The sequence below is a fragment of the Streptomyces sp. NPDC093591 genome (assembly GCF_044764885.1).
GTDB lineage: Bacteria > Actinomycetota > Actinomycetes > Streptomycetales > Streptomycetaceae > Streptomyces.
Window position 1 is genome coordinate 72,479 of sequence record NZ_JBIWIY010000022.1, and the last position, 21,302, is coordinate 93,780.

At 70.9% G+C, this 21,302-nt stretch carries 15 protein-coding genes, 1 tRNA gene, 1 other RNA gene and 2 pseudogenes; 12 read left to right on the top strand and 7 right to left on the bottom strand.

The window, feature by feature from the left end; translation table 11 throughout:
- Positions 1 to 93: 93 nt before the first annotated feature.
- Both ACIREI_RS38295 and ffs read right to left on the bottom strand, forming a co-directional pair.
- Positions 94 to 2,496 (bottom strand): DNA polymerase III subunit gamma and tau, encoded by a 2,403-nt coding sequence (locus ACIREI_RS38295; protein WP_403343307.1) that lies wholly within the window; start codon positions 2,494 to 2,496, stop codon positions 94 to 96.
- Between the two features lie 47 nt (positions 2,497 to 2,543).
- An RNA gene (gene ffs, locus ACIREI_RS38300) (signal recognition particle sRNA small type) lies at positions 2,544 to 2,642 on the bottom strand.
- A gap of 72 nt (positions 2,643 to 2,714) precedes the next feature.
- On the opposite strand from ffs, the gene ACIREI_RS38305 reads away from it, so the two are divergent.
- Positions 2,715 to 2,802: transfer RNA gene (locus ACIREI_RS38305), tRNA-Ser, on the top strand.
- A 100-nt stretch (positions 2,803 to 2,902) separates the two neighbouring features.
- Here the strand turns inward: ACIREI_RS38305 and ACIREI_RS38310 are convergent.
- A pseudogene (locus tag ACIREI_RS38310) lies at positions 2,903 to 3,447 on the bottom strand (tyrosine-type recombinase/integrase); the annotation flags it as partial.
- On the opposite strand from ACIREI_RS38310, the pseudogene ACIREI_RS38315 reads away from it, so the two are divergent.
- The 6 genes and pseudogenes from ACIREI_RS38315 to ACIREI_RS38340 all read left to right on the top strand — a co-directional run.
- A pseudogene (locus ACIREI_RS38315) lies at positions 3,447 to 3,613 on the top strand (restriction endonuclease); the annotation flags it as partial. The pseudogenes ACIREI_RS38310 and ACIREI_RS38315 overlap by 1 nt on opposite strands.
- Positions 3,614 to 3,793: 180 nt before the next feature.
- On the top strand, positions 3,794 to 4,072 hold the full coding sequence (locus ACIREI_RS38320) for a CopG family transcriptional regulator (RefSeq protein WP_403343310.1): 279 nt from the start codon (positions 3,794 to 3,796) through the stop codon (positions 4,070 to 4,072).
- Complete coding sequence (locus ACIREI_RS38325) at positions 4,069 to 4,494, top strand: hypothetical protein (protein WP_403343313.1); 426 nt, start codon at positions 4,069 to 4,071, stop codon at positions 4,492 to 4,494. Before ACIREI_RS38320 ends, ACIREI_RS38325 begins: the two co-directional genes overlap by 4 nt.
- Positions 4,495 to 4,730: 236 nt before the next feature.
- The gene (locus ACIREI_RS38330) at positions 4,731 to 7,094 is read left to right on the top strand and encodes a helicase-associated domain-containing protein (protein ID WP_403343315.1); all 2,364 of its coding nucleotides are present in this window, start codon (positions 4,731 to 4,733) and stop codon (positions 7,092 to 7,094) included.
- Positions 7,095 to 7,498: 404 nt separating this feature from the next.
- Positions 7,499 to 8,971: an ATP-binding protein gene (locus ACIREI_RS38335; RefSeq protein ID WP_403343318.1), complete on the top strand. Its 1,473-nt coding sequence runs from the start codon at positions 7,499 to 7,501 to the stop codon at positions 8,969 to 8,971.
- 176 nt (positions 8,972 to 9,147) lie between these two features.
- The gene (locus ACIREI_RS38340) at positions 9,148 to 9,369 is read left to right on the top strand and encodes a hypothetical protein (protein ID WP_301999445.1); all 222 of its coding nucleotides are present in this window, start codon (positions 9,148 to 9,150) and stop codon (positions 9,367 to 9,369) included.
- A 268-nt stretch (positions 9,370 to 9,637) separates the two neighbouring features.
- On the opposite strand, the gene ACIREI_RS38345 is transcribed toward ACIREI_RS38340, so the two are convergent.
- The 4 genes from ACIREI_RS38345 to ACIREI_RS38360 form a co-directional block, all read right to left on the bottom strand.
- Positions 9,638 to 11,389, bottom strand: coding sequence for a stealth conserved region 3 domain-containing protein (locus tag ACIREI_RS38345; RefSeq protein ID WP_403343321.1), 1,752 nt, complete (start codon positions 11,387 to 11,389; stop codon positions 9,638 to 9,640).
- Between the two features lie 110 nt (positions 11,390 to 11,499).
- The gene (locus ACIREI_RS38350; RefSeq protein WP_403343324.1) at positions 11,500 to 13,197 is read right to left on the bottom strand and encodes a stealth family protein; all 1,698 of its coding nucleotides are present in this window, start codon (positions 13,195 to 13,197) and stop codon (positions 11,500 to 11,502) included.
- A gap of 236 nt (positions 13,198 to 13,433) precedes the next feature.
- On the bottom strand, positions 13,434 to 13,538 hold the full coding sequence (locus ACIREI_RS38355) for a hypothetical protein (RefSeq protein WP_403343327.1): 105 nt from the start codon (positions 13,536 to 13,538) through the stop codon (positions 13,434 to 13,436).
- A 117-nt stretch (positions 13,539 to 13,655) separates the two neighbouring features.
- On the bottom strand, positions 13,656 to 13,937 hold the full coding sequence (locus ACIREI_RS38360; RefSeq protein ID WP_403343330.1) for a hypothetical protein: 282 nt from the start codon (positions 13,935 to 13,937) through the stop codon (positions 13,656 to 13,658).
- A gap of 687 nt (positions 13,938 to 14,624) precedes the next feature.
- On the opposite strand from ACIREI_RS38360, the gene ACIREI_RS38365 reads away from it, so the two are divergent.
- The 5 genes from ACIREI_RS38365 (at position 14,625) to ACIREI_RS38385 (ending at position 21,093) form a co-directional block, all read left to right on the top strand.
- Entirely contained in the window at positions 14,625 to 15,347 is a 723-nt protein-coding gene (locus tag ACIREI_RS38365) for a Crp/Fnr family transcriptional regulator (RefSeq protein WP_403343333.1), read from the top strand.
- 164 nt (positions 15,348 to 15,511) lie between these two features.
- A complete protein-coding gene (locus ACIREI_RS38370; RefSeq protein ID WP_403343335.1) occupies positions 15,512 to 16,381 on the top strand; it encodes a hypothetical protein in 870 nt (289 codons plus the stop codon).
- A gap of 5 nt (positions 16,382 to 16,386) precedes the next feature.
- A complete protein-coding gene (locus ACIREI_RS38375) occupies positions 16,387 to 18,918 on the top strand; it encodes a hypothetical protein (protein WP_403343338.1) in 2,532 nt (843 codons plus the stop codon).
- Positions 18,911 to 20,545, top strand: a complete 1,635-nt coding sequence (locus ACIREI_RS38380) for a hypothetical protein (protein WP_403343341.1) — start codon at positions 18,911 to 18,913, stop codon at positions 20,543 to 20,545. Before ACIREI_RS38375 ends, ACIREI_RS38380 begins: the two co-directional genes overlap by 8 nt.
- On the top strand, positions 20,542 to 21,093 hold the full coding sequence (locus tag ACIREI_RS38385; RefSeq protein WP_403343344.1) for a Pycsar system effector family protein: 552 nt from the start codon (positions 20,542 to 20,544) through the stop codon (positions 21,091 to 21,093). Before ACIREI_RS38380 ends, ACIREI_RS38385 begins: the two co-directional genes overlap by 4 nt.
- Positions 21,094 to 21,302 lie beyond the last annotated feature (209 nt).

Genomic DNA, 21,302 nt, shown 5'->3' on the forward strand with positions numbered 1-21,302 from the left:
TACGTTCCTCCAAGTTCCCTGGAGGCATGGCGGCCGGAGTCCCCCTGGGGGCGGGGCCGGAGCCGCTGGCCCGCGGCAGCCCTCGGACCCTCGCTACTCGTTGGTGAACTCCTCCACCACCGTCGCCCCCAGCTCCCGCACGATCAGCTCGTAGCCGGACAGCGCCGACTCGTTGAGGTCGGGGTCGTCGTCCTCCGGGATGTCGTCCTCGATGGACACCGGGGGCCGCGGCTCCGGGGCGGAGGGAGGCTGGGGTGCCGAGGCGGGGGCGGCGTTCGGTGCCGCAGCCGCGGGGGCCGCCGGCGGCGGGGTGGGTGTCGAGGGCGTCGGCTGGGGCGGGGCCGGGCGCTGGGCGGTCGTACCGCCGCCGCCGTAGCCACTGTTGCCACCACCGCCGTATCCGCCGCTGCCGCCTGCGCCACCACCACCGCCGAAGCCGGACGAACCGCCCGGCGACGGGGGCGCCGAGCCTCCGCCCGACGGGTCGACGATCGCCTCGATCTTCCACTGGACGTTGAACTGCTCGCCCAGCGCCTGCCGCAGGACGTCCTCACTGCCGCTGCTCACAAAGTTGTCGCGTGCGCCCGCGTTGACGAAGCCGAGTTGGAGGGTGGTGCCGTCGAAGCCCGTCACCTGGGCGTTCTGACTGAGCAGGATCCAGGTGAAGCGGCGACGGTTCTTGACCGCCTCCAGGATGTTGGGCCAGAGCATGCGGGGGTCGACACCGCCGCTCGGGGGCGCGTAGGCCGGTGCTGCGCCTGCGCCGGGGGCGGGCGTGGGCGCCGCGGGCTGTGGAGCGGGCGGGGGCGTGGGGGGGCCGCTCGGTGCCGCCTGGGACTGGGCGGCGCCGCCCGCCGGGGTGGCCGTGGGCCAGCCGCCGGGGCGCCGGCCGCCACCTGCGGGGGCGGCGGTGGGCCATGCCCCGGGTGCGGAGGCCGCTGGCGGTGCGGCGGGTGCGGGCGCAGGCGCCGGAGCGGGCGGAGCCTGCGGTGGCTGAGGCTGCTGGCCGCTCTGCGCCGGCGGGCGGCCGGGGGCCGAGGGCGCGGACGGGGCCTGATCCGTGGGCGCGCCCTGACCCGCCGGAGCGGGAGCGGCCGTACCGCCCATGCCGGCCGTGGGCGCACCGGCTCCGGCAACGGGGGCTGGTGCGGCGGGGGCCGGTGCGGCGGGAGTCGGTGCGGCGGGGGCCGCCGGCGACCCCGAAGCCCGTACGGCTGCCCGGGCCGCGGCAGGACCGCCCCCCGGCGGAACCGGCGCGGCGGCCGCTCCCGCGTGGGCGTCGGGGCCGGGCACGTACCCCATCGCGGGCATGCCACCGCCCGCGGCCGGCGAGAAGTTCACGCCCCGCTCCAGCCGGTCGAGCCGGGCCATCACGGAACGCTCGTCCCCGTACGCCGCGGGCAGCATCACGCGCGCGCAGATCAGCTCGAGCTGGAGCCGGGGCGAGGTGGCCCCCCGCATCTCGGTCAGCCCCGCGTTGACGAGGTCGGCGGCACGGCTCAGTTCGGCGGCGCCGAAGGTGCCGGCCTGGGCCTGCATGCGCTCCAGGACATCGGCGGGGGCATCGATGAGCCCCTTCTCGACGGCATCCGGCACCGCGGCGAGGATGACGAGGTCCCGCAGCCGCTCCAGCAGGTCGGCGACGAACCGCCGGGGATCGTTGCCCCCCTCGATGACACGGTCCACGACCTCGAAGGCGGCGGCGCCGTCACCGGTCGCGAAGGCTTCCACGACGGAGTCGAGCAGCGACCCCTCGGTGTACCCGAGCAGAGAGGTGGCCATGGCATACGTGACACCCTCCTCCCTCGCTCCGGCGAGCAGCTGGTCCATGACGGACATGGAGTCACGCACGGAGCCCTGACCCGCGCGCACGACGAGCGGCAGCACACCCTCCTCGACCGGGATGTTCTCCCGGCCGCACACATCGGCGAGGTAGTCCCGCAGCGTGCCCGGCGGGACGAGCCGGAAGGGGTAGTGATGCGTCCGCGACCGGATGGTCCCGATGACCTTCTCGGGCTCGGTCGTGGCGAAGATGAACTTCAGATGCTCGGGCGGCTCCTCGACGACCTTCAGCAGCGCGTTGAAACCGGCCGACGTGACCATGTGGGCCTCGTCGATGATGTAGATCTTGTAGCGGCTGCTCGCGGGCCCGAAGAAGGCCTTCTCCCGCAGCTCGCGCGCGTCGTCCACACCACCGTGGGACGCCGCGTCGATCTCGATGACGTCGATGGAACCGGGCCCGTTGCGAGCCAGGTCCTGACAGGACTGGCACTGGCCGCACGGCGTCGGCGTAGGACCCTGCTCACAGTTCAGACACCGCGCGAGGATCCGCGCGCTGGTCGTCTTGCCGCAGCCCCGCGGCCCGCTGAACAGGTACGCGTGATTGACCCGGTTGTTCCGCAGCGCCTGCTGCAGCGGGTCAGTGACATGCTCCTGCCCGATGACCTCGGCGAACGACTCCGGGCGATAGCGGCGGTACAGCGCGAGAGACGACACGCATACGAGGTTATAGGCGCCCACTGACAACCCCACCCCCCAGCGGGAACGCAAGCGCCCCCCACGCACCCGCCAGAGCCGACCTACCCTTGCTGCCTTCCGGCCCTGGGGGAGTTCAGTCAGATAGCGCCGCGTGAGGGGCTTCCCGAAGAGTACCCGATGACGGCCTGGGGGAACGAGTTCGCGAGCACTCCTCTCGGTCATGTAATGTTTCCGGCGGAGGATTCGCCTAGAGGCCTAGGGCGCACGCTTGGAAAGCGTGTTGGGGGCAACCCCTCACGAGTTCGAATCTCGTATCCTCCGCCAGTGCCTCACCGGGCACGATGTCGAAGGGCCCCACCGTTCGCGGTGGGGCCCTTCGACGTTGTCCGTCTCAGTTTCCGTCGCAGTTCATCTCTGAGTCCGTTTACGGGAGCTCCCAGAGAGCGTCGCCGACTTGCTGCGCGACTGCGCGGAGCATGGTCCCCGTCACATGCATGTAGCGGGCGCGCATCCGGGCCGCTCCCCCAGGCTCCCAACCCATGATCGAGTCGATCACGAGGTCCGGGACGCCGAGGATCAGCAGGACGGTCGCGGCGGTGTGGCGAGCGTCATGGAGACGGCCGTCGCGGACCCTGCGTCCCTCAGCAGACGCTTCCAGATAGGGAAGTCGGTGTTCGGGCTGAGAGGACCGCCGGTCGGGGAAGCGAAGACGTACCCCTTGGCCTCCCAGTCGGGACCGGCCTCGATCCGCTCCTTCTCCTGTACCTCCTGGTGCTGCCGGAGCAGCTTGATCAGAGGATCGGGCAGACCGACCGTGCGACGCCCGGCGCGGGACTTGGTGGACTTGCGCTCGCGGCGGGTCTGCTGCTTCTGGGGGCAGTAGCCAGCCTTCCGGCCGCACGGGTTGTCTCCGCGCCGATGGGCGTACTTGGGCCGGAGCCGGTTCTTGCGGATGCGGACGTAGCCCGCGTCGGTTCGTCGGCCACAGCCCTGCCGCCCACGAACACGTCATAGCGCTCGCGGGCCGTCCGCTCGTCGGCCCTCAGCAGGGCATCCGCTCCATCGCGCCGACCCATCGCGACTGGCACGCGAGACAGGTGTTCCACGCAGCCCACGACCCGCCACAGTCACCTGACCGCCCACTCCGCTCCGTCCCTTGTCAGTGGTCATGCAATGAATTGGCTGACCGTCGACAGCCCTCTCCGGCCGAGCCCGGACCGGGGCGCCACGGGTCGGCCAGGTGCGCACGTCGCACGGCAGCCTGTCGCAGTGACAGCACAGTAAGGCATTCGGCACCTGGAGTATGGTGGTTTGTATGGCGACCAGGAAAGTGACAGTGACCATCCCTGAGGATCTCCTTGACGAGATCCGCGCGGAGGCAGCTGAGCGAGGCCTGTCGGCATACGTCGCCGAGGCACTGCGCTTCAAGCGTGACCGGGACCGGCTGCGGGAGTTCGTGGACTGGCTGCAGGAGGAACACGGTCCGGTCACCGATGACGAACACGCGGAGGCGTTGGAGGCGCTGGCGGACCTCGACGCCGAGCACGAGCGCCGCCACGCCACCGCCAAGCGCAATGCTGGAGAAGCCGCGTGAAGAAGCGGGCCGGTGAGCACGGGAAGCCGCGGCTGCGCGTCTTCGTACTCGACTGCGAGGCACTCTCCCTCGCCGTGCGCGGTGACCGGAGGATGATCGCGTGGCTGGACCTCGCAGCGCGGGGCGAAGCCGAGGTGGTCACCTCTCCAATGACGCTGGTCGAGGCATACGACGGCAGAACCACCGAGCAGCGCTGGGACTGGGTCCTCTCGCGCCTCAACGTTCCCGAGATCGGGAAGGACGAGGCGCGTCAGGCCCGTCGGCTCCTGGCCGACGCGAAGCTGCACGGACACAAGTACGCCATCGACGCGGTACTGGCCGTCATTGCCCGACGGCAGAAGGGGCAGGTCACCGCCTTCACCTCGGACGTGGACGATCTGGAGCGTCTGGTTCCGCAGTCGATCGTCGTCAGGAAGGTATGACCCGCGGCAGACGGTCGACGAGGTGGGTCGACGTCGCCGCGGCGTGCGTGCAGCACCCTTTCGTGTGACCTCATCGGCGTTGTCCGTCCGCCATCCTTGAAACCTGTGTGTGCCGGTTCCCTTGCGGACCCATCGTGCTCTTCGACGGCGAGGTGTTCCCCATAAGTACGCCCAGCGGATCAACACTGGCCGCCTGGCTGCGAAGCCTCGGCACGGCGCGGCTGGAGCGGGTCCTCATGACGAGACCCGATGCCGTGTCCCCTCCGGAGCCGAGGTCGGTCGGCGAACTGGCGGACCGCCTTCAGCGCCCGGGCGCCGTGGCACAGGTACTGCCCCGGCTGTCGCTCCCGCACCTGCAGGTGGCCGAGGCGCTCGCGGCGCTGGCGTCCCCCACCCGCAATGCCTTGGCGGAACTGCTGGGAAGGTTGGATGAGGAGCGAGTTCGCGGGCTGGATTCGGCCCTTCGGTCGCTGGCCGATCACGCGCTGGTCTGGCCGGACGATGAGGGACTGCTGCGCATGGTGGCACCGCTGCGGCAGGCTTGGGACGCTCCGCTGGGACTGGACCCGCCGCTGCGGCAGTTGCTGAAGGACACCACCTCCGACGAACTGCGCCGCATGCTGGGGGCGTTGGGGATCAAGTCCGGTGGCACCAAGCAGCAGCGGCTGGCGGACCTGGTGGAACATCACGGCGACCGGAGACGGATCGCTGAACTCGTGGCACGGGCTCCGGTGGCGACCCGCAAGCTGCTTGAGCGCCGGGCGAGGACCGCGTCGGAGCGGTCGGAGTTCATTGTGTTCGGGGCTCCGGGGATCGACTCGGAGCCGGGTGCGCGATGGGCGCTGGAGCGGGGACTGCTGGTTCAGGACCGTCGCGGGTACGGAACAGCTCGTATGCCGGCCGAGGTGGCGCTCGCACTGCGCGGGCCCGGCTGGCGCGCTCCGTTCGAGCCCGCCCCGCCCGACGTGCCGGTCATGCTCGTCACCCCGGCCGAGGTGGACCGCGAGGCGACGGCCGCGGCAATGGCGTTCGGCGCTCATGCCGCCTCGGTTCTCACGGTGTGCGCCGCCTCGCCGCCGACCCGGCTGAAGAGCGGCGGGATCGGATCACGAGAACTCTCCCGGATCAGCAAGGCAGCACGCTGTGGCGACGCCGTGGTGCGCATGGTGTTCGAAACAGCGTACGCGACGGGGCTGTTGGCACGGGATGGCGACAGGGTTTCGGCGGCAGAAGGCTACGACGCCTGGGCGCAACAGGAACCGGCCGAACAGTTCGCGGTGCTTCTCCAGGCGTGGCGGACCCTGCAGCTCACCCCCGGTCAGGCCCGCGACGAGGACGGCAAGTTGCTGCCCGTGCTTGCCGGAACACCTCCCTGCGGCGGCTGTCTGCAGGCCCGGGAGGGTCTCCTCACCGCCGCGGCACGGCTCCCAGTGGGGCAGGGCGTGAAGAGTCATGTGGACCTGGGCCCACTTGTCGCCTGGCACCGTCCACTCGCCGATCCGCTGCCCCAGGACTCCACGCCGTTCGCCACCGTGATCCGCGAGGCGGAGTTGCTCGGCGTTCTCGCCCGGGGCACTCTGTCCCCCATCGGGACCGCCCTGTTGTCCGCCCGGCCGGACGATGACGCCGAGACACTGGCCGCTGCGTGCCGACGGCTGCTTCCCGCCGCCACCGCGTCCGCCCGCTTCGGCGCCGACCTCACGGCCGTCGTCACCGGCACGCCGGCCGCCCGCCTCGCCACGCTGCTGGACTCGGTCGCCGACCGCGAATCCGGCGGCACGGCGTGGGTGTGGCGGTTCAGCCCCGGCACCGTCCGCCGGGCGCTCGACGCCGGCCGCACCCCCGGTGCCATCGAAGCCGACCTGGCCGCCGTCGCCGTAGAGACTCTCCCCCAGCCGCTGGCCTACCTGATCCACGACACCGCGCGCGGTCACGGCCGGGTGCGCATCGCCCCCGCGGCCTGCGTGCTCCACAGCGAAGAGCCCGCACTCCTGACCGAGCTGGCCGCCCACCGGGGGCTCGCCCAACTCGGCCTGCGGCACCTGGCGCCGACTGTGCTGGTAAGCCGGACCTCGCTCGACAAAACCCTCGCCGCGCTCCGGGCCGCGGGCTATGCCCCAGTCGCCGAGACCGCCGACGGGGCGGTACGAATCGAGAAGGCGCAGGGCCACCGTGCCGTCGCTCCGGTCCCGTCCCCGCGCCTGTCCGGCGGCCTCTCCCGCCGCCGGAAGACCGACGGCCGGACGGCGGAGGCTCCGGCGACGGCCGACCTGCGTGCCTTGGCCACTCGGCTGAAGACGGCGCCACCGGACTCCCCGCAGCCCGACCCGTACAACGGCCTCCCCTTCGACAGCGACACCGAGGAAATCATCGCCGGGTACGCCCGTCAGCTATCCCTCAGCGACGTTCGTCAGCTGGCCCATGCTGTCAACGAAGGCCAGCCGGTCACCATCGAATACGTCGCCGCCTCGGGCAGCCGCACCGTACGGACCCTCAGCGAGCTCGATCTCGACCCGCCCTACCTGTACGCCTGGTGCCACCTGCGCAACGACGAGCGGGTCTTCACCCTCTCCCGCATTCACGACGTCATGCCCGGGTAGCCGCGTGGTCTCAGATTTGGTCTCATTCACTCTCGTCCGACGCCATCCGAAACCCTCGCCATCCCTCGCTCCACCGCAGGTCAGAACGCCTACGGCTCTCACGGAACCCCCAGACGAACATTTGGAAAGCGTGTTGGGGGCAGCCCCTCACGAGTTCGAATCTCGTATCCTCCGCAGCCGCCTGAACAGGCGAAACGAAGACCCCGGATGCTGTGGCAGCCGGGGTCTTCGGCATGCCCTGGTCTCAGTGTCGGTCCCATTTGCTTGCGACATTCTCGACATTAACCGCATGCGCCAGGGCGCCATTGGGAGCGGCGGAACGTCGAGAGTGACGAGGACACCAAGGAGTGCGCCAGAACTAGGAGTATGTTTTATGTAGGTGTACTTCTATATCTGGGGCCCTCGTGGACAAGCCTGCCGAGATGTTCGACCGGGACTACGAGTGGTCGGCGCTGAGCCGGTTCATCACCGATCCGCAGCCCGGCGCGACTCTGGGCGTGGTCTCCGGGCGCCGCCGCCAGGGCAAGACGTTCCTGCTGGACGCCGCCTGCCGTGCCGCCGGAGGGTTCTATTTCGGTGCGACCGAGGCCGCCGATGCCGAGTCGCTACGGCGGATCAGCACGGCGCTGACAGCCCACGTCCGGCCCGCCAGCCCGTTCCACTTCGCCGACTGGGCAGAGGCCGTCGACGCACTCCTCGCGCTCGGCGCCGAGCAGCCCGTCCCCGTGGTGATCGACGAGTTTCCGTACCTCGCCAAGGCCAACCCCGAGCTGCCCTCGATCATCCAAGAGGCGTTGCGTCCTCTGCGTGACCAGCGCACCGGCTCACGTACCCGGCTGCTGCTGTGCGGCTCGGCGCTGTCCTTCATGGGACGGCTGCTCTCAGGTAACGCCCCACTGCGCGGACGAGCCGGGCTGGAGCTGGTCGTCCGCCCCCTCGACCACCGCCTCGCCGCCGAATTCTGGGACATCACCGACCCTCACCTGGCCATGCAGGTGAACGCGATCGTGGGCGGCACCCCGGCCTATCGGCGCGAATTCGCACGCGGCGACACGCCAAAGGGGCCGGATGACTTCGACGACTGGGTCGTCCGCACCGTCCTCAACCCTGAAACCCCCCTCTTCCGCGAAGCCCGCTATCTGCTGGCCGAAGAGCCCGACCTTCGCGACACCGCCCTGTACCTGTCCGTTCTGGCCGCCGTCGCCGACGGCAACGCCACACGCGGGGGCATGGCCGCCTACCTGGAGCGCAAGGCCACCGACATCGCCCATCCCATCAACGTCCTCGAAGACGCAGGCCTCCTGCACCGGGACGCGGATGCCTTCCGTGACAACCGTCCCACTTACCGCATCGCCGAACCGCTGATCGGCTTCTACCACGCGATCATGCGACCGGTCTGGGACCAGCTCGAACGCCCGGGCAGCGCGGCACGGGTCTGGCACGCCAGCCGTCGCCGCTTCGTCAGCAACGTCCTCGGGCCCCACTTCGAGCAGGTCTGCCGGGACTGGGCTCTGCATCACGCCGACCCCGAGATTCTGGGCGGTCTGCCCGCCCGCGTAGGACACGGCGTCGTCCACGACCCCAAGGCCCGCACCGGCCATGAGGTCGACGTGGCGGTCATCGGAATCACGGACGGCGCCAAGCCTCCCCTTCTCGCCCTCGGAGAGGCCAAGTGGAACGACACCATGGGCGCCGCCCACATCGAACGCCTTCGGCACATCCGCGACCTCGTCGCTCAGGCAGGACGCTACGACACGACCCACACACAGCTCATCTGCTTCAGCGGCGCCGGATTCCACGACAAGGCGCAGGCAGCAGCGACGGCCCGCTCGGACATTCGGCTGATCGACCTGGCGACCCTCTACAACCAGGCCTGATGTACGCCCACGCATCCGTGACCGTCGAGAGGGCACTCTGGTGAGCGCCACCCTGCTCAGCGCCTGGCTCAGGGCATGATCAGAAACTGATTCCCGAGACGAACCGGGCCCGGCCGACCGGAGGCTGTGTGGGCGGCCACAGCGCGACGGCGGCTCGTGGGCCCATACTGGGGGCAATGACAAAGCCTCTTGTACCGAAGCGTCACTTGCCCACCAGCCCCTTCAAGGCCCCGGTCGCACCGGCTCCCAAGCACTTCGCCGTGGGTGACCAGGTCACGCATGACGTGCACGGCCTCGGCCGAGTGATCGGCATCGAGGACGGAATCGCAGCACTCGTGGATTTCGGCTCGGCGCAGATGCGGATCCTGAGCCCGTACGCCAAGATGACCAAGCTGTAGGACCGCTGTGCCCGGTCACGGCACGCCAGGCCCTCAGGGACCTGTAACGAAAGGCAGACCTCTCATCGACCTGACGTCGCTGTTCTCCGCTCCGGAAGGGCAACCCCGCCGTTCCGCCACGGCATCGCCGCCTCCGACGACAAGCCCCTTCCAGGCCCCTGACTTCGGGGAGGACGAGATCTTCCCGCTCGACGACGAACAGGAGCCGGCCCCGGGCCTGCGCCGCGGGCGGCCCAAGGCCGCTTAGCGCACCCTGACGCGGACGGCGTCAATCGCAGCGCTGTGCTTCCTCCCGGGTCGGCTGCGGCGGGACTCGCACCGTGAGCGGTGCGACCTGGCGCGAGGTGGCCCGAGTGCGCCCTTCGAAGCGGCTCGGGAACGGGTACTTGCGTTCCAGGAACGTGTGGATGGCGGCCTCGGCCGCCGCTCTGGCCGCCGGGGCGGTGTCCACGTCGTTGAGGCAGAAGAAGTCGATGTCCTCGCCGGCCGCGAGACGGGCCAGACGGCGGTGCATGTCCGGGGTGCCGAGCTGGACGTAGCGGAAGCGGTAGTCGGACGGGACGGCGCGGCCCGTCGCGATGGCCCAGTGGTGGTGGAGCGTGGACGCCGGAGCGATGTCGGTGGTGGAGCGGAAACGGGAGTAGGAAGTCTGCTTCAGCTCCTCGATTTCCAGGCTTTCCATTTCCCGCATGACCGACAGAAGTTGGGGGTGCGGGGTGTGCAGCGACTTGTGGGTGATGTGTCTGCCGTGGAAGTGCCGGATCACCTCGCGGGCGTTCTTGCCGGCGGAGTTCGGGGCCGGTTCCAGGGGATGCGGGGCGCCGAGTCCGAGCTTCAGGGGGGACAGGGGAATGCGGGCTATGCCGTTGCCGTGGAAGAAGTGCTCGGCTCCTACCGGGCGATTGATGAAGACGTCGTCGTTGAAATAGAGGTAGCGGTCGGACAGGCCCGGGATGTGGTGCAGGCGGCTCTCTATCGCGTGTGAGTTGAAGACGGGGAGCGCGTCGGGCGGGAGGATGTCCCGATGGTCCACCACCGTCAGGCCCGGCGCGTCCGGGTCCAGCCAGGCGGGGATCTGGGAGTCGGTCACCAGGTAGACGTGCCGGACGAAACCGGCGTACATCTCCAGGGAGCGCAGCGCGTACTTCAGTTCGTCGTGGCTGGTGTAGCGGGAGGCGCCGGTCTCGCGGGCGGCGATGACGTTCGAGGACAGGGCCTGATGGGCTCCGCGCTTCGCGGCCATCGCCGGGTCGTTCCCGTCGACCCAGGTGTACACGGCGTCCACCGGGAAGCGCACCTCGTCGATGCCCGGCTCGGCGAACGGGGCGAACGTCGGCACGCTGCGGCGGCGGCAGGCCACCGCGGCCGGCTGCTGCGCCGCCACCGGGAGCACTTCCGACACGGCGTTGCGGCGCGGGGCGACCAGCGCCGGACCGAAGACGTCCGGCAGGCGGCTGCCGGGGACGGTGAGCCAGGAGGGGTCCGTGCCCGGGGTGGTGCCGAGTTCCCGGCCGTGACGCCAGAACTCGATGTCGCACCCCGTCTCCAGGCCGGTGAGCACCTGCCCTTCCGGGCCCAGGCGCACCACGCCGGTACGGAGCACCGCGGCCCGTCCCAGCGCCCGCGGCAGCTTGCCGTCGGCCCACAGCGCCGCGGTCGTCACAGTGCCGTCCGGCCCCACGGCGCCGACGTACCCGACGGTGCCGGCGAAGCGCTGGGCGGCCCGGGAGAGAAGCGCGCCGCGGTGCCTCTCCTCGACGCCGATGACCTGCCGCGGCGCACCGTGTCCGTGGTCTGCGGGGACCAGGAAGTACGGGACTCCGAGCCCTTCCAGCAGGGTGCACACCCGCTCCAGATCGGCTTCGACGGCGTCCGCGGCGGTGTAGTCGGCGACCGTACGGCCGTAGAGCCGTATCGGTCCGAAGGTGACCCGGTGCAGTCCGGGTACGGCGGTTTGCAGGCGCCGTCGGGCTCGGGTCGCGCGCAGCGCCCAGAGCCGGGCCGTCAGCCAGAGCCGCAAGCGTAAAACAAGGTTCCTGGCCGCTCGGATGCCCCCCGGCAGTCCGAAGCGGTGACGGATGTCCGTGCCCCTCATGTCCATGCCCCCCATGTCCATGCCCCCCGGCCCCGTTACTTCTGCTTCTCGAAGGGGCTCGGGAAGGGGAAGTAGTCCTCCAGGAACTCGTCCATCCGGGCGCCGACTTGCTCCCGCTCCTCGGGTGGCACGTCGACGTCGTTGAGGCAGAAGAAGTCGAAGCGGCGGTTGCGGCGCAGGTCGGCCAGGCGCTTGTCGGCGTCCGGGCGGCTGATGTTCACGTACCGGAAGCTGTACTTCCCGGGCACTCCGCGGCCGGTCATCAGCGCGTACTGGTAGAGCAGCGGGGCCGTCATGGCGATGTCCTGCGGCGAGCGGAAGCGGGACGCCGTGGTGCGGCTGACGTCCGCCGGGAAGAGTTCCTCCAGGGCCCGCAGGGTTTCGCGCTGTTGCGGCAGAGGAGTGTGCATGAAGTTGTTGGTCGTCATCCGGCCGAACTTCTCCAGCAGCAGCCTGCGGACGTTCTTGCTCGCGGAGTTGGTGGCCGTCTCCTCGGCGTGCGGCTTGCCGACGCCTATCTTCAGCGGGGAGACCGGGATCTTCATCAGGCCGCTGCCGTGGAAGAAGTGCTCGGCGGTGACCCGGCGGCCGACGAACACGTCGTCGTTGAAGTAGAGGTAGTGGTCCGACAGGCCCGGGATGTGGTGCAGCCGGGTCTCGATCGCGTGGGAGTTGAAGACGGGGAGGACGTCGGGCGGGAAGATGTCGCGGTGGTCGACGACCGTGATGCCCGGGGCCGAGTCGTCCAGCCAGTGCGGCTTCTGACGGTCCGTCACTATGTAGATGTGCCGGACGAAGTCGGCGTACATCGCGAGTGAGCGCAGTGAGTACTTCAGCTCGTCATGGCTGGTGTAGCGGGAGGCGTTGGTCTCCTTGTCCAGGATCTCGGCGATGCCCTGGCCCTGGTACCGGGCCCGCTTGGCCCTCATCTCCGGCTGCTCGCCGTCCACCCAGGTGTAGACGACGTCGACGGGGAAGGTCACGTCGCTCACGGTCGGCACGGTGAGCGGGGCGAAGGTCGGCAGCTCCCGGTCGCCGATCCGGACCGTGGCCGGCTTCTGCTCGGAGGCCGGCAGTACGTCCGTGATGCCATTGTTGCGGGGCGCGACGAGGGACTCGGCGAAGATGTCCTCGGACGCCTGCGGCTGCACCTTGGCCAGGCGCCGGGGGCCGTCGTCGGAGGCGAGGAGCTGGGCGCCGTCCTCCCAGAACTCGACGTCGCAGGCGAGTTCCGGGCCGGCGAGCAGCTGGCCGGAGGGGCCGAGGTGGTTCTCCCCGATCCGCAGGACGGGGGCCGTGCGCAGCGGGGTCGGCAGTACGCCGTCCAGGAACAGTGCGGGGTTCTTGAGCTGTCCGCCGGGCAGCGGTCTGCCGATGAACACCGCCTTCCCCGCGTTCTGCGCCTCCAGGGTGGTGAGGAAACGCTCCCGGTCGACGGCGTTCACACCGACCGTGTGGCGCGTACGCGAGGTCGGCACCAGGAAGTGGGGGATGCCTTCCTGCTCCAGCGCGGCGACGACCAGGCCGAGGTTGGCGGCGGCCGCGTCGGCGGCGCTGAACCGGGTCACGATCCGGCCGTAGAGCCGCTGGCCGCGCACCGCGACCGGGCGGAGCGTCGGGTCCGTGACGGCTGCCGTGCGGCGGCGCCGCATGGTGCGCAGCTGCCACACCCTTTCGGCGGCCTTGCGCTCGACTCGCGGTCGCATCCGCCGGGTGAAGGAACGCACGGTCACGTTCTGAGCTCCTCTTCATGAACCCTCAGACATCCCTGTGTGTGAGAGCAGACCGACGCATGCGGCGGAAGGTTGTAGAAGAGTTCTCCGAGAATTAACAAGCAAAGGGTCGTGTGCACAACTGACCCTCAGCTGGGCGTGGTAGAGGGCTCGGGGCAGGCGAAAGGCCCCGGCCGTTCACGGTCGGGGCCTTCGTCGTGGTCCACCGGGCCAGGGGGCCGATCCGGGAGAGTGGATCAGACCCCTGGCCGGTTTCCGAGGTCGAGCACGACCGGTCGGACACCGGTGCACTGCCATCGGCGGAACATCCCAGGGACCGTCTGCGACGGCCCGTACTCCACCGGTAGGTCGCGCCATGGGGCACCGGTGTCCGTACCGGCCAGGGCATCCCGTCAGTCGGCCTCCGTCGACATGCGGACGACCAGCCGGCCGAGAGATGCCCTGCTCCGAACCACGGGCTAGAAGGCGCTGTTGTCGCAGCCCATGGACGAGCCGATGTGGGTGTCCTGCCCACCCGAGTTGCCCTCGCCGTTGAGCGCGTTGCCCAGCACGCCGTTGAGCACGCCGACCTGGCCGAGGACGTCGACGTTCAGGTCGTGCGACTTGCAGGAGGAGCTCTGCAGGACGCTGGTCTTGCCGCCGTGGCCGTCCATGCCCTGGGCGGTGGCGGTGCCGGCGCTCAGGATGCCGACGCTGCCGAGGGCGACGGCCACGACGGCAGCCTTGCGAAGGTTGTGCATGTCATCTCCGGTGAAGTGAGTTGATTGCGATCCGTGACAGATCGACTTCGTACAGTTATGGGAGGTTAATAGGAAAATGACCAATATGTCCCCGAGGCGCGCCGGGGTTCGTGATCTCGTTGTGGAACCACCCGGACAACCGCAACTTTTGCGGAGCGCGCGGCCGAGGGGCGTCGCGGCTGAGGGTGATCGCAGCTGAGGGGCGATCACAGCCGAGGGTCATGAGGGCTCACTCGGGACGAGTGGTCGCGCGGCAGGCTCAGCGCGGCGATCGTGTCGAGGATGCCGGTCCGAATCCGGCGGCACTACGCCCTCTGCCCCTCCCGGCTCACCGCCCCCTCACCTCGCCACCACCTCTCCATCACCCCTGTCACACCGCAAACCTGAGTTTTCGCCAACTCTCCATCGGCTGACCGAATCACGAAGGCGATGCGGCTCCTTGTTCGAGTGGTGTGGCTGACCTCACGCTCGTCCCCTCGGGGAAGGGCGTGGCAGCGGCGACCTGCGCCGGGTGGTGGTGGTCGGTGTACGGCACAGGGGCACGGCGGCAGGGCGACCAACCTGGCATTCCGCAACTACCGGCCAGTACCCCCGGTATGGCGCAATCCACTCGGCCCGGAAGTTTGCCCTGCCACCATCAACACCCATCGAAATCCCAGGCGTCCGGAATGCGGCGGGGGGCTGGCCATGGGGCTGCTCGGCAATGAGCGGGCGTTCGCGCACACGTTGACTCCCCAGGAGCACGAGAGCGTCATGGCCCTCGGCAACCGGAAGCACTACCCGGCCGACGCCCATCTCCTCACGGAGGGCGACCGGACCAGTCACGTCGTGATCATTCTTCAGGGGTGGGTGACCGTATCCGTGGCGACGGACCGTGGGGCCACCCGGCTGATACTCGGCCTGCGCGGCCCGGGCGAACTCCTCGGTGAGATGGCCGCGTTGGATCCGCATCCCCGAAGCGCCACCGTGCGTGCGCTGGGGCCCATAGAGGCCCAGGTCATATCCGGGGATGCGTTTCGTCGTTTCCTCGCCCTGCATCCCCGCGTCAGCGGCCTGGTGATACGTCAGCTGACCTCCCGGCTCCGCAGCGCCGACCAGGAACGGTCCGCGCTCGCCTCGCTCACCGTGCTGCAACGCCTGGCCAGCCGGCTCACCGAACTCTCGGGAGCCGAGCCCTCCGGCCCCTACACCCCCACCGCGGCGGGCCCCACACGCGCCGCCGCCACCGCCGGCCCCGTCGTCCAACTGGCCCAGGACGAACTGGCCGCCACGATAGGCGCCACCCGCGAAGCCGTCGCCAAGGCCCTACGGCTGCTGCGCACCCAGAACATCGTGCGCACCGGCAACCGGATGGTGGAGATCCTCGAACCCGGGCTGCTCGCCCTCCTCGCGGACGGTCATCAGGAGTAGGCCCACGCCCCGCCGTGTGTAAACGGCTACAGACGCCTCGCGCCCCGGGCCTGACCCTGAGGGACGGGCCACCTCCGCGGACCACGTCCCCGGCAGGACGAACCACCTCTTCGGCAGCACGAACCACCTCTTCGGCAAGCGGAAAGAACATGCAGGGGGCATGGTTGAACCACGACGCTCTGGAACTCACCGAAGCACACTACGAGTTGGTGATCAGCGTCGACGCCAGACGTTCCGGCGCGTACGACGACGTCGACAAGCCGCGCATGCGCGCCCGGATCTACCGGGTGCTGGAGACGGCCTTCAGCCACGCCAGGGTGGCATGGGAAGTCGTGCACACGGAGGACCGCGGCGACGGCGTGCTGCTGTCGGTGCCGGGGCGGATCGCGGCGAGCCGGCTGCTCGGCCTGTGGCTGATCGAGGTGCACGAGAAGCTGCGCGACGAGAACCGTGACCTGGCCGTCCCCCTCGGGCTGCGCATCGGCATGCACGTCGGCCCGGTCCGGCACGACGAGCGGGGCATCAGCGGACGGGCCGTCGACCTCGCCTGCCGCCTGGCCGACTCCCCCGTCGCCCGGCAACTCCTCGACGCCGAGAAGGCCGACCTCGTGCTGGTGACCTCCCAGTCGCTGTACGAGGACGTGGTCAGCGGCGGCGGCAAGTTCATCGAGCCCGCGCACTACTCCCCGGCCCGGCTGGAGCTCAAGGAGGGTCCGGTCACCGCCTGGTTCCACCTGCCGGGGCGGCCCGCTCCGGAGATCCCCGGGGCCGGGCCGGCGGCCGCGTCGCCGACGCCGTCGACGCCCTCGCCCGCCGGTGGTCCGCTGTCCGCCTTCGACGACGCGTTCGACGACCTCGACGACGGCGACGAGGACGAGTTCGCGGTCGTGGACACGTCCGGCCGTCGGCCCGGTGACGTCGGCATTCATCAAAACGTCAAGGGCGACGCCTTCCATAACGAGCACAACGTCTACCACGGGCCCGTGCAGATGGGCGGGTCCAACAACCGCGTGACCGAGCAGGGGAAGGACTGAGCCGGGTGAGCGACGACGAGCAGGCGGGCGGCGCTGCCGTCGACACCTCTGAGCAGCCCGGCGGGGGGCGGTCGTCCGACGACGGCAAGAAGGCCGGGGACGACAGGAAGCAGGACCGGGACGACGGCGCCCGTGGCGACGACGGCAGGTCCGACGACGACAAGTCCAAGTCCGCGGAGGACGAGGAGTCGGAGAAGGAGAAGGAGCGGGAGAAGGAACGGGAGCGCGCCGCGGGGCGGTTCAAGGAGCGCACCCGCGATCCCCTCGCGGACGACCAGGGCGAGGACGGGCCCACCGATCTCGCCGCCGCCGCGCGGACCCGCCTGGCCACCCGGCAGTTGTTCGACGTCCGCCGGGACCTGATCAGCTTCGCCCACTCACGGCTCCAGAGCGCCCACATCGGCGACAACTTCAACCTGCTGCTGGGCTCGCGCCCGCTCGGCCCCGGCATGCGCAGCGGCCCCGTGCCCGAGGAGGAGCTGCGCAGGCTCCGCCGGGACCATGTGGTGCCGCAGGGGTACATACGGCTGCGCGGCGCACTGCGCGCCCGGCGGCTGCTGGTGCTGGGAGCCGCGCCGGGCACGGGACGTACGAGTACGGCGCTGTCGCTCCTCGACGAGGTCACCCGGCGCGCGACGGACGACACCGGCGCCGAGCCCGCCGCCGGTCCCCGGGTGCTCCGGGTCGACCCGGAGGGCGGGCCACGGCAGCTGGCCCAGACGCTGGACGACGAGGGCGAGGAGGCGCGGCGCGGCACCGGCTATCTGCTGGAGCTGTCCCTCACCCGGCCCGACGCGCTGCCCCCGGACGAGATGGACCTCGACGAGCTCGCCGCGGCCCTGGCCCGCCGCGAGGCCTTCGCGGTGATCGTCGTCACCGTCGGGTCGGCGGCGAACGCGCTGCTGGCCGGGCGGTACGGCATGCTCTGCCCGCCCGCGCCCACCCAGGAGCTGCTCGCCACCCGGCTGCGCGAGCGGCTGGAGGAGCGGGCCGGCGAGCCCCGGGAGGGAGATCCCCCGCCGGCCGAGCTGCTGGCGCGGGCGGAGGACCTCTGGGCACGCGCCGAGGTCAAGGACGCCGTCGGGCTGAAGGATCTGCGCCCCGCCGAGGCCGAGTTGCTCGCCTCGCTGCTGGCCGGGCATGTACTGGGGACCACCTCGTACGAGGAGCTGCTGTCCGGCTGCCGCAGCATCGCCGCCGAGCAGGCCCAGGAGTGGTTCGCCGGGGTGGACCGGGCGCTCACCGCGCCCAGGGTCGACGCGGAGGGCAAGCCCCGCCGGCCGGACACGGCGACGCTGTTCCAGCCGGTGGCGTTCCGTATCGCGCTGGCCGTGCTGGGCGGGGCGTCGTACAGCGCCGTGGCCGCCGTCGCACACCTGCTGACCTGGGAACTGTCCGTCCAGAGCGACCCGGACAACACACCGGCCCGCCCCTTGTTCTGCGACGACCCGGAGGTCGACAAGGCCCTCTCGCGCGCCGAACTCACCGACGGCAAGGTCGAGGTGGCCGGGCACGACGTGCCGGCCCGGCTGATCTGGTACCGGGGTTCCGCCCTGCCGTCCGCGGTGCTGACCGAGCTGTGGGACCGGCACTTCCCGGTCCGGGCGCCGGTGGTGCGCTGGCTGCGGCTGCTCGCGGACGATCCGCGCTCCCAGGTGTGGATGCGCGCCGCGGTCGCCGCCGGTGAGCTGTGCGTACGGGACTTCGACCACGGCTACACCGAGCTGGTACGGCCGCTCGCCGAGGCCTCCACGCCCCGTCGGCGGATCTTCGCGGCCACCACCATGGACCAGGCCGCCGGTCACGACTCCCACCGCCGGACCGTGCACAGAATCATCGGGGACTGGAGCGGCAACGGCACCAAGTCGCTGCGCTGGACCGCCGCGATGGCACTGGGCTACGGCAACGCCGCCGCCACCACGGACGACACCCTGGACGCCCTGGCCCGGATCGGGATCCGGGACGAGGGCGAGCAGCTCGCTGTCAGCTCCTTCAACGTCGTACGGCTGCTGACGCTGCCCGATGCCCCCCAGGTGCTGAAGCGCGTGGCCGAGTGGACCCACCACAAGAAGGAGCCGTACCAGGACCTGGGCCTGGTGACCACCGTCCGGCTGGCGCTGACCAGGGTGGACGAGGTGCTGACGGACGACCCCGAGTCCTCCCCGCTGGGCGACCGGGGCGACTGGCCGCTGCCGCTGGCCCTCGCCGCCACCCGGCCCGAACTCGTCGTCCCCATGGCCGACTTGCTGTGGACCGCGCTCAACACGGCGCGCTCGAAGGACGTGGCGATGGACGCGCTGGAGGCGCTGCTGCGGTCGGCGGTGCGCAAGGACGGCACCGAGTGGACCCGGCCGGGGCTGGCGGCGCTGCTGCCCGCGCTGGCCACCGAGGCGAACGACCGGCGGCGGCTGGACTGGCTGTTGCGCCGAATGATGAACGACCCGGAGAAGCCGCTCCCCGAACCGAAGGCGCGCGACCTGTGGTGGCTCGCCGTCTCACCGGCGGAACGGACGGGCCAGGAGGAGAGGCATGGCTGACAACGACGACGCGAGGGCGAAGGCGAAGCAGCGGCTGCAGGCGAAGCGGGCCGCCGCCGACTCGACCCCCACGGGCCCGTTCCTGAAGGAGTACACGCCGACGGCCGGGCTGCCGCCGATCAGTGCCGAGAAGACCTCGGTGGTGTTCTACCGCAACGGCGGCTACAGCGTGGTCACCGCCTTCGGCGTCCGGCACGTCGACAAGCGGGCGCTCGCCCGGCCGTACACCGCGTGCGAGATCGCGGTCGGCACCTTCGTGACGCCCCTGCGGATGGAGCTCCCGGCCGCCGGCAGCACCGCCTTCTTCAAGGCCGAGGTGGACATCGAGTGGGAGGTGACCGACCCCCATCTGGTCGCCGTTCAGGCCGTGAAGGACGTCGCCAAGCGGCTCACCTCCCCCATCCTGGAACGGCTGCACGAGGTCACGCGGTCCTACCGGGTGACCGACGCCGAACAGGCCAACCGGGTCATCACGCGCGAGTGCGCCGGGGGCCGCTGGAGCGATCTGGGGGCCGAACTCGGCCTGCGGGTACGGCTGTACGTCCGCCTGGGGGTGGACGACGACGCCATCGAGCACGCGAAGAAGAAGCGGGACGTGGTCGCCGAGGCCGAGGTGACCCGGCAGCGTCAGGACGCGTTCCGGCGCATGCTGCAGGGCGGGGAGCTCGCGCAGCTCAGCTTCATGCTGGCCGCCGATCCCGAGGGGGCCAAGGACTTCCTGGAGAAGATCCGCCAGGAGGGCAGACAGGACGAGCGGGAGCGGATCGACCGGCTCTACACCATGGCGCTCAGCGGGGAGCTCGCCTCCACCGACGTGGAGACACAGGTCCTGAACCTCATCAACCCGGACCGGCGCCGCCCCATCCAGGGCCCCCTCGGAACGCTGCCGCCCCGCCGCGAGCCCCGGCAGCTGGAGCCGTCCACGGACGGGGAGTTCACCCCGGACTGGGTGTCGGACGAACCGCCCCGACGGCGCCCCCGCCGACCCGACCCCTCCCGGGACGAGCCCCGCCGACCGGGACCCGGCCGCAGGGAGCCGTACGCCGGCGAGGACAGCGACCCGCGACACCGGCCCCACCGGGACCCCTACGCGGCGGACGACGACGGATACGCCCCCGGCCCCCGGCGCCGGACGCACCGCCCGGACCCCTACTCCCCGGCAGCCGACGCCGACTACGACGACCCACAAGCCCGCGACCGCGACCGGCCCCACCGGCCGGAGCGCTACGACGAACGCGACGACCCCTACTACGACGACCCCGGTACCCGCGACCGCCACCGGACCCGCCGGTCCGAGCCCTATGGCGAGGGCGGCGGCAGCGACTACGACGACCCGCGCACCCGGGACCGCGACCGGCCCTACCGGCCCGACCCCCGTGCCCAGGACGACGACGCCCCCTACGACGACCGTCGTGCCGGAGTGCGCCGGCCCCCGCGCCGGCCGGAGCTCAGCTCCTCGGGACCGGTCCCCGACCACGACCCCGAGGATGAGTCGCGCTCCGGCGACCGGCCCCGGACCTACCGGCCGGAGCCCTACTACCCGGACGACGAGCGGGACTGGGAGCGGCCGCGGCGTCGCAGACGAGACGAGGACGACGGATGGGCCTGGGCGGAAGAGGACCGATGACCGCCGACGGGGCGGCACAGACCTCCCCCGCCTCGGTCGTGCCTGTGCCGGACGGGGGTCGGCACTGCAACGACCGGGCGGGGGAGCGGATCGCCGAACGGCTGCTGGTCACGGTCCGCGAGGACCTCGGCCGGGCCGACTCCAAGGCGGCCGTGCTGTTGTCGGGGACGCTCGCGCTGCCCGCGTTCCTCGTCGGCTGGCACGGCACGCCCGGGTGGGACGGGCTCGCCGACGTGACGCTGATCCTCTCCGGGGTGCTCTGGGCCGTCGCGGTGGCCGCGCTGGTCGCGGCGCTGCTGCCGCGCACCGGCACGGTCCGCGGCCGGGACGAGGTGACCTACTTCGGCGATCTGGTGGGCGCCCGCGACATCGCGAGGCTGTCCGCCCGGGTCACCGAGGCGGCGCGCGACCCCGCCGGGTGGCTGCTGGTCCAGGCCGTGGACGTCAGCTCGATCCTGTCCGCCAAGTACCGCGCCATCCGCTGGGGCGTGGCCTCGCTCGCCCCGTCGGCGGGCCTGGCCGTGGCCTGGGGTCTGACCGCGGGCTGATCCAGAGGGCGCACGCGACACCGGCGTACCACCGCACACACGCCAACGCACCACCGCACACGCCATCGGCGCGCACCAGGCACGAGGCACACGCGTCACCACGTACACGTCGCAAGACGCATCAAGAACCGCAAGCACGAACCGCAAGCACGAACCTCAAAGACCAAGGGGACGCCGTGGGAAGAGTCACGGGAAGACGGCAGACAGGA

Excerpts from the sequence above, each read along its gene's own strand:
- ACIREI_RS38365 (WP_403343333.1), top strand. The coding sequence starts at position 14,625 with ATGGGGCTGCTCGGCAATGAGCGGGCGTTCGCGCACACGTTGACTCCC.
- ACIREI_RS38330 (WP_403343315.1), top strand. The coding sequence starts at position 4,731 with ATGACGAGACCCGATGCCGTGTCCCCTCCGGAGCCGAGGTCGGTCGGC.
- ACIREI_RS38380 (WP_403343341.1), top strand. The coding sequence starts at position 18,911 with ATGGCTGACAACGACGACGCGAGGGCGAAGGCGAAGCAGCGGCTGCAG.
- ACIREI_RS38340 (WP_301999445.1), top strand. The coding sequence starts at position 9,148 with ATGACAAAGCCTCTTGTACCGAAGCGTCACTTGCCCACCAGCCCCTTC.
- ACIREI_RS38360 (WP_403343330.1), bottom strand. The coding sequence starts at position 13,937 with ATGCACAACCTTCGCAAGGCTGCCGTCGTGGCCGTCGCCCTCGGCAGC.
- ACIREI_RS38385 (WP_403343344.1), top strand. The coding sequence starts at position 20,542 with ATGACCGCCGACGGGGCGGCACAGACCTCCCCCGCCTCGGTCGTGCCT.
- ACIREI_RS38320 (WP_403343310.1), top strand. The coding sequence starts at position 3,794 with ATGGCGACCAGGAAAGTGACAGTGACCATCCCTGAGGATCTCCTTGAC.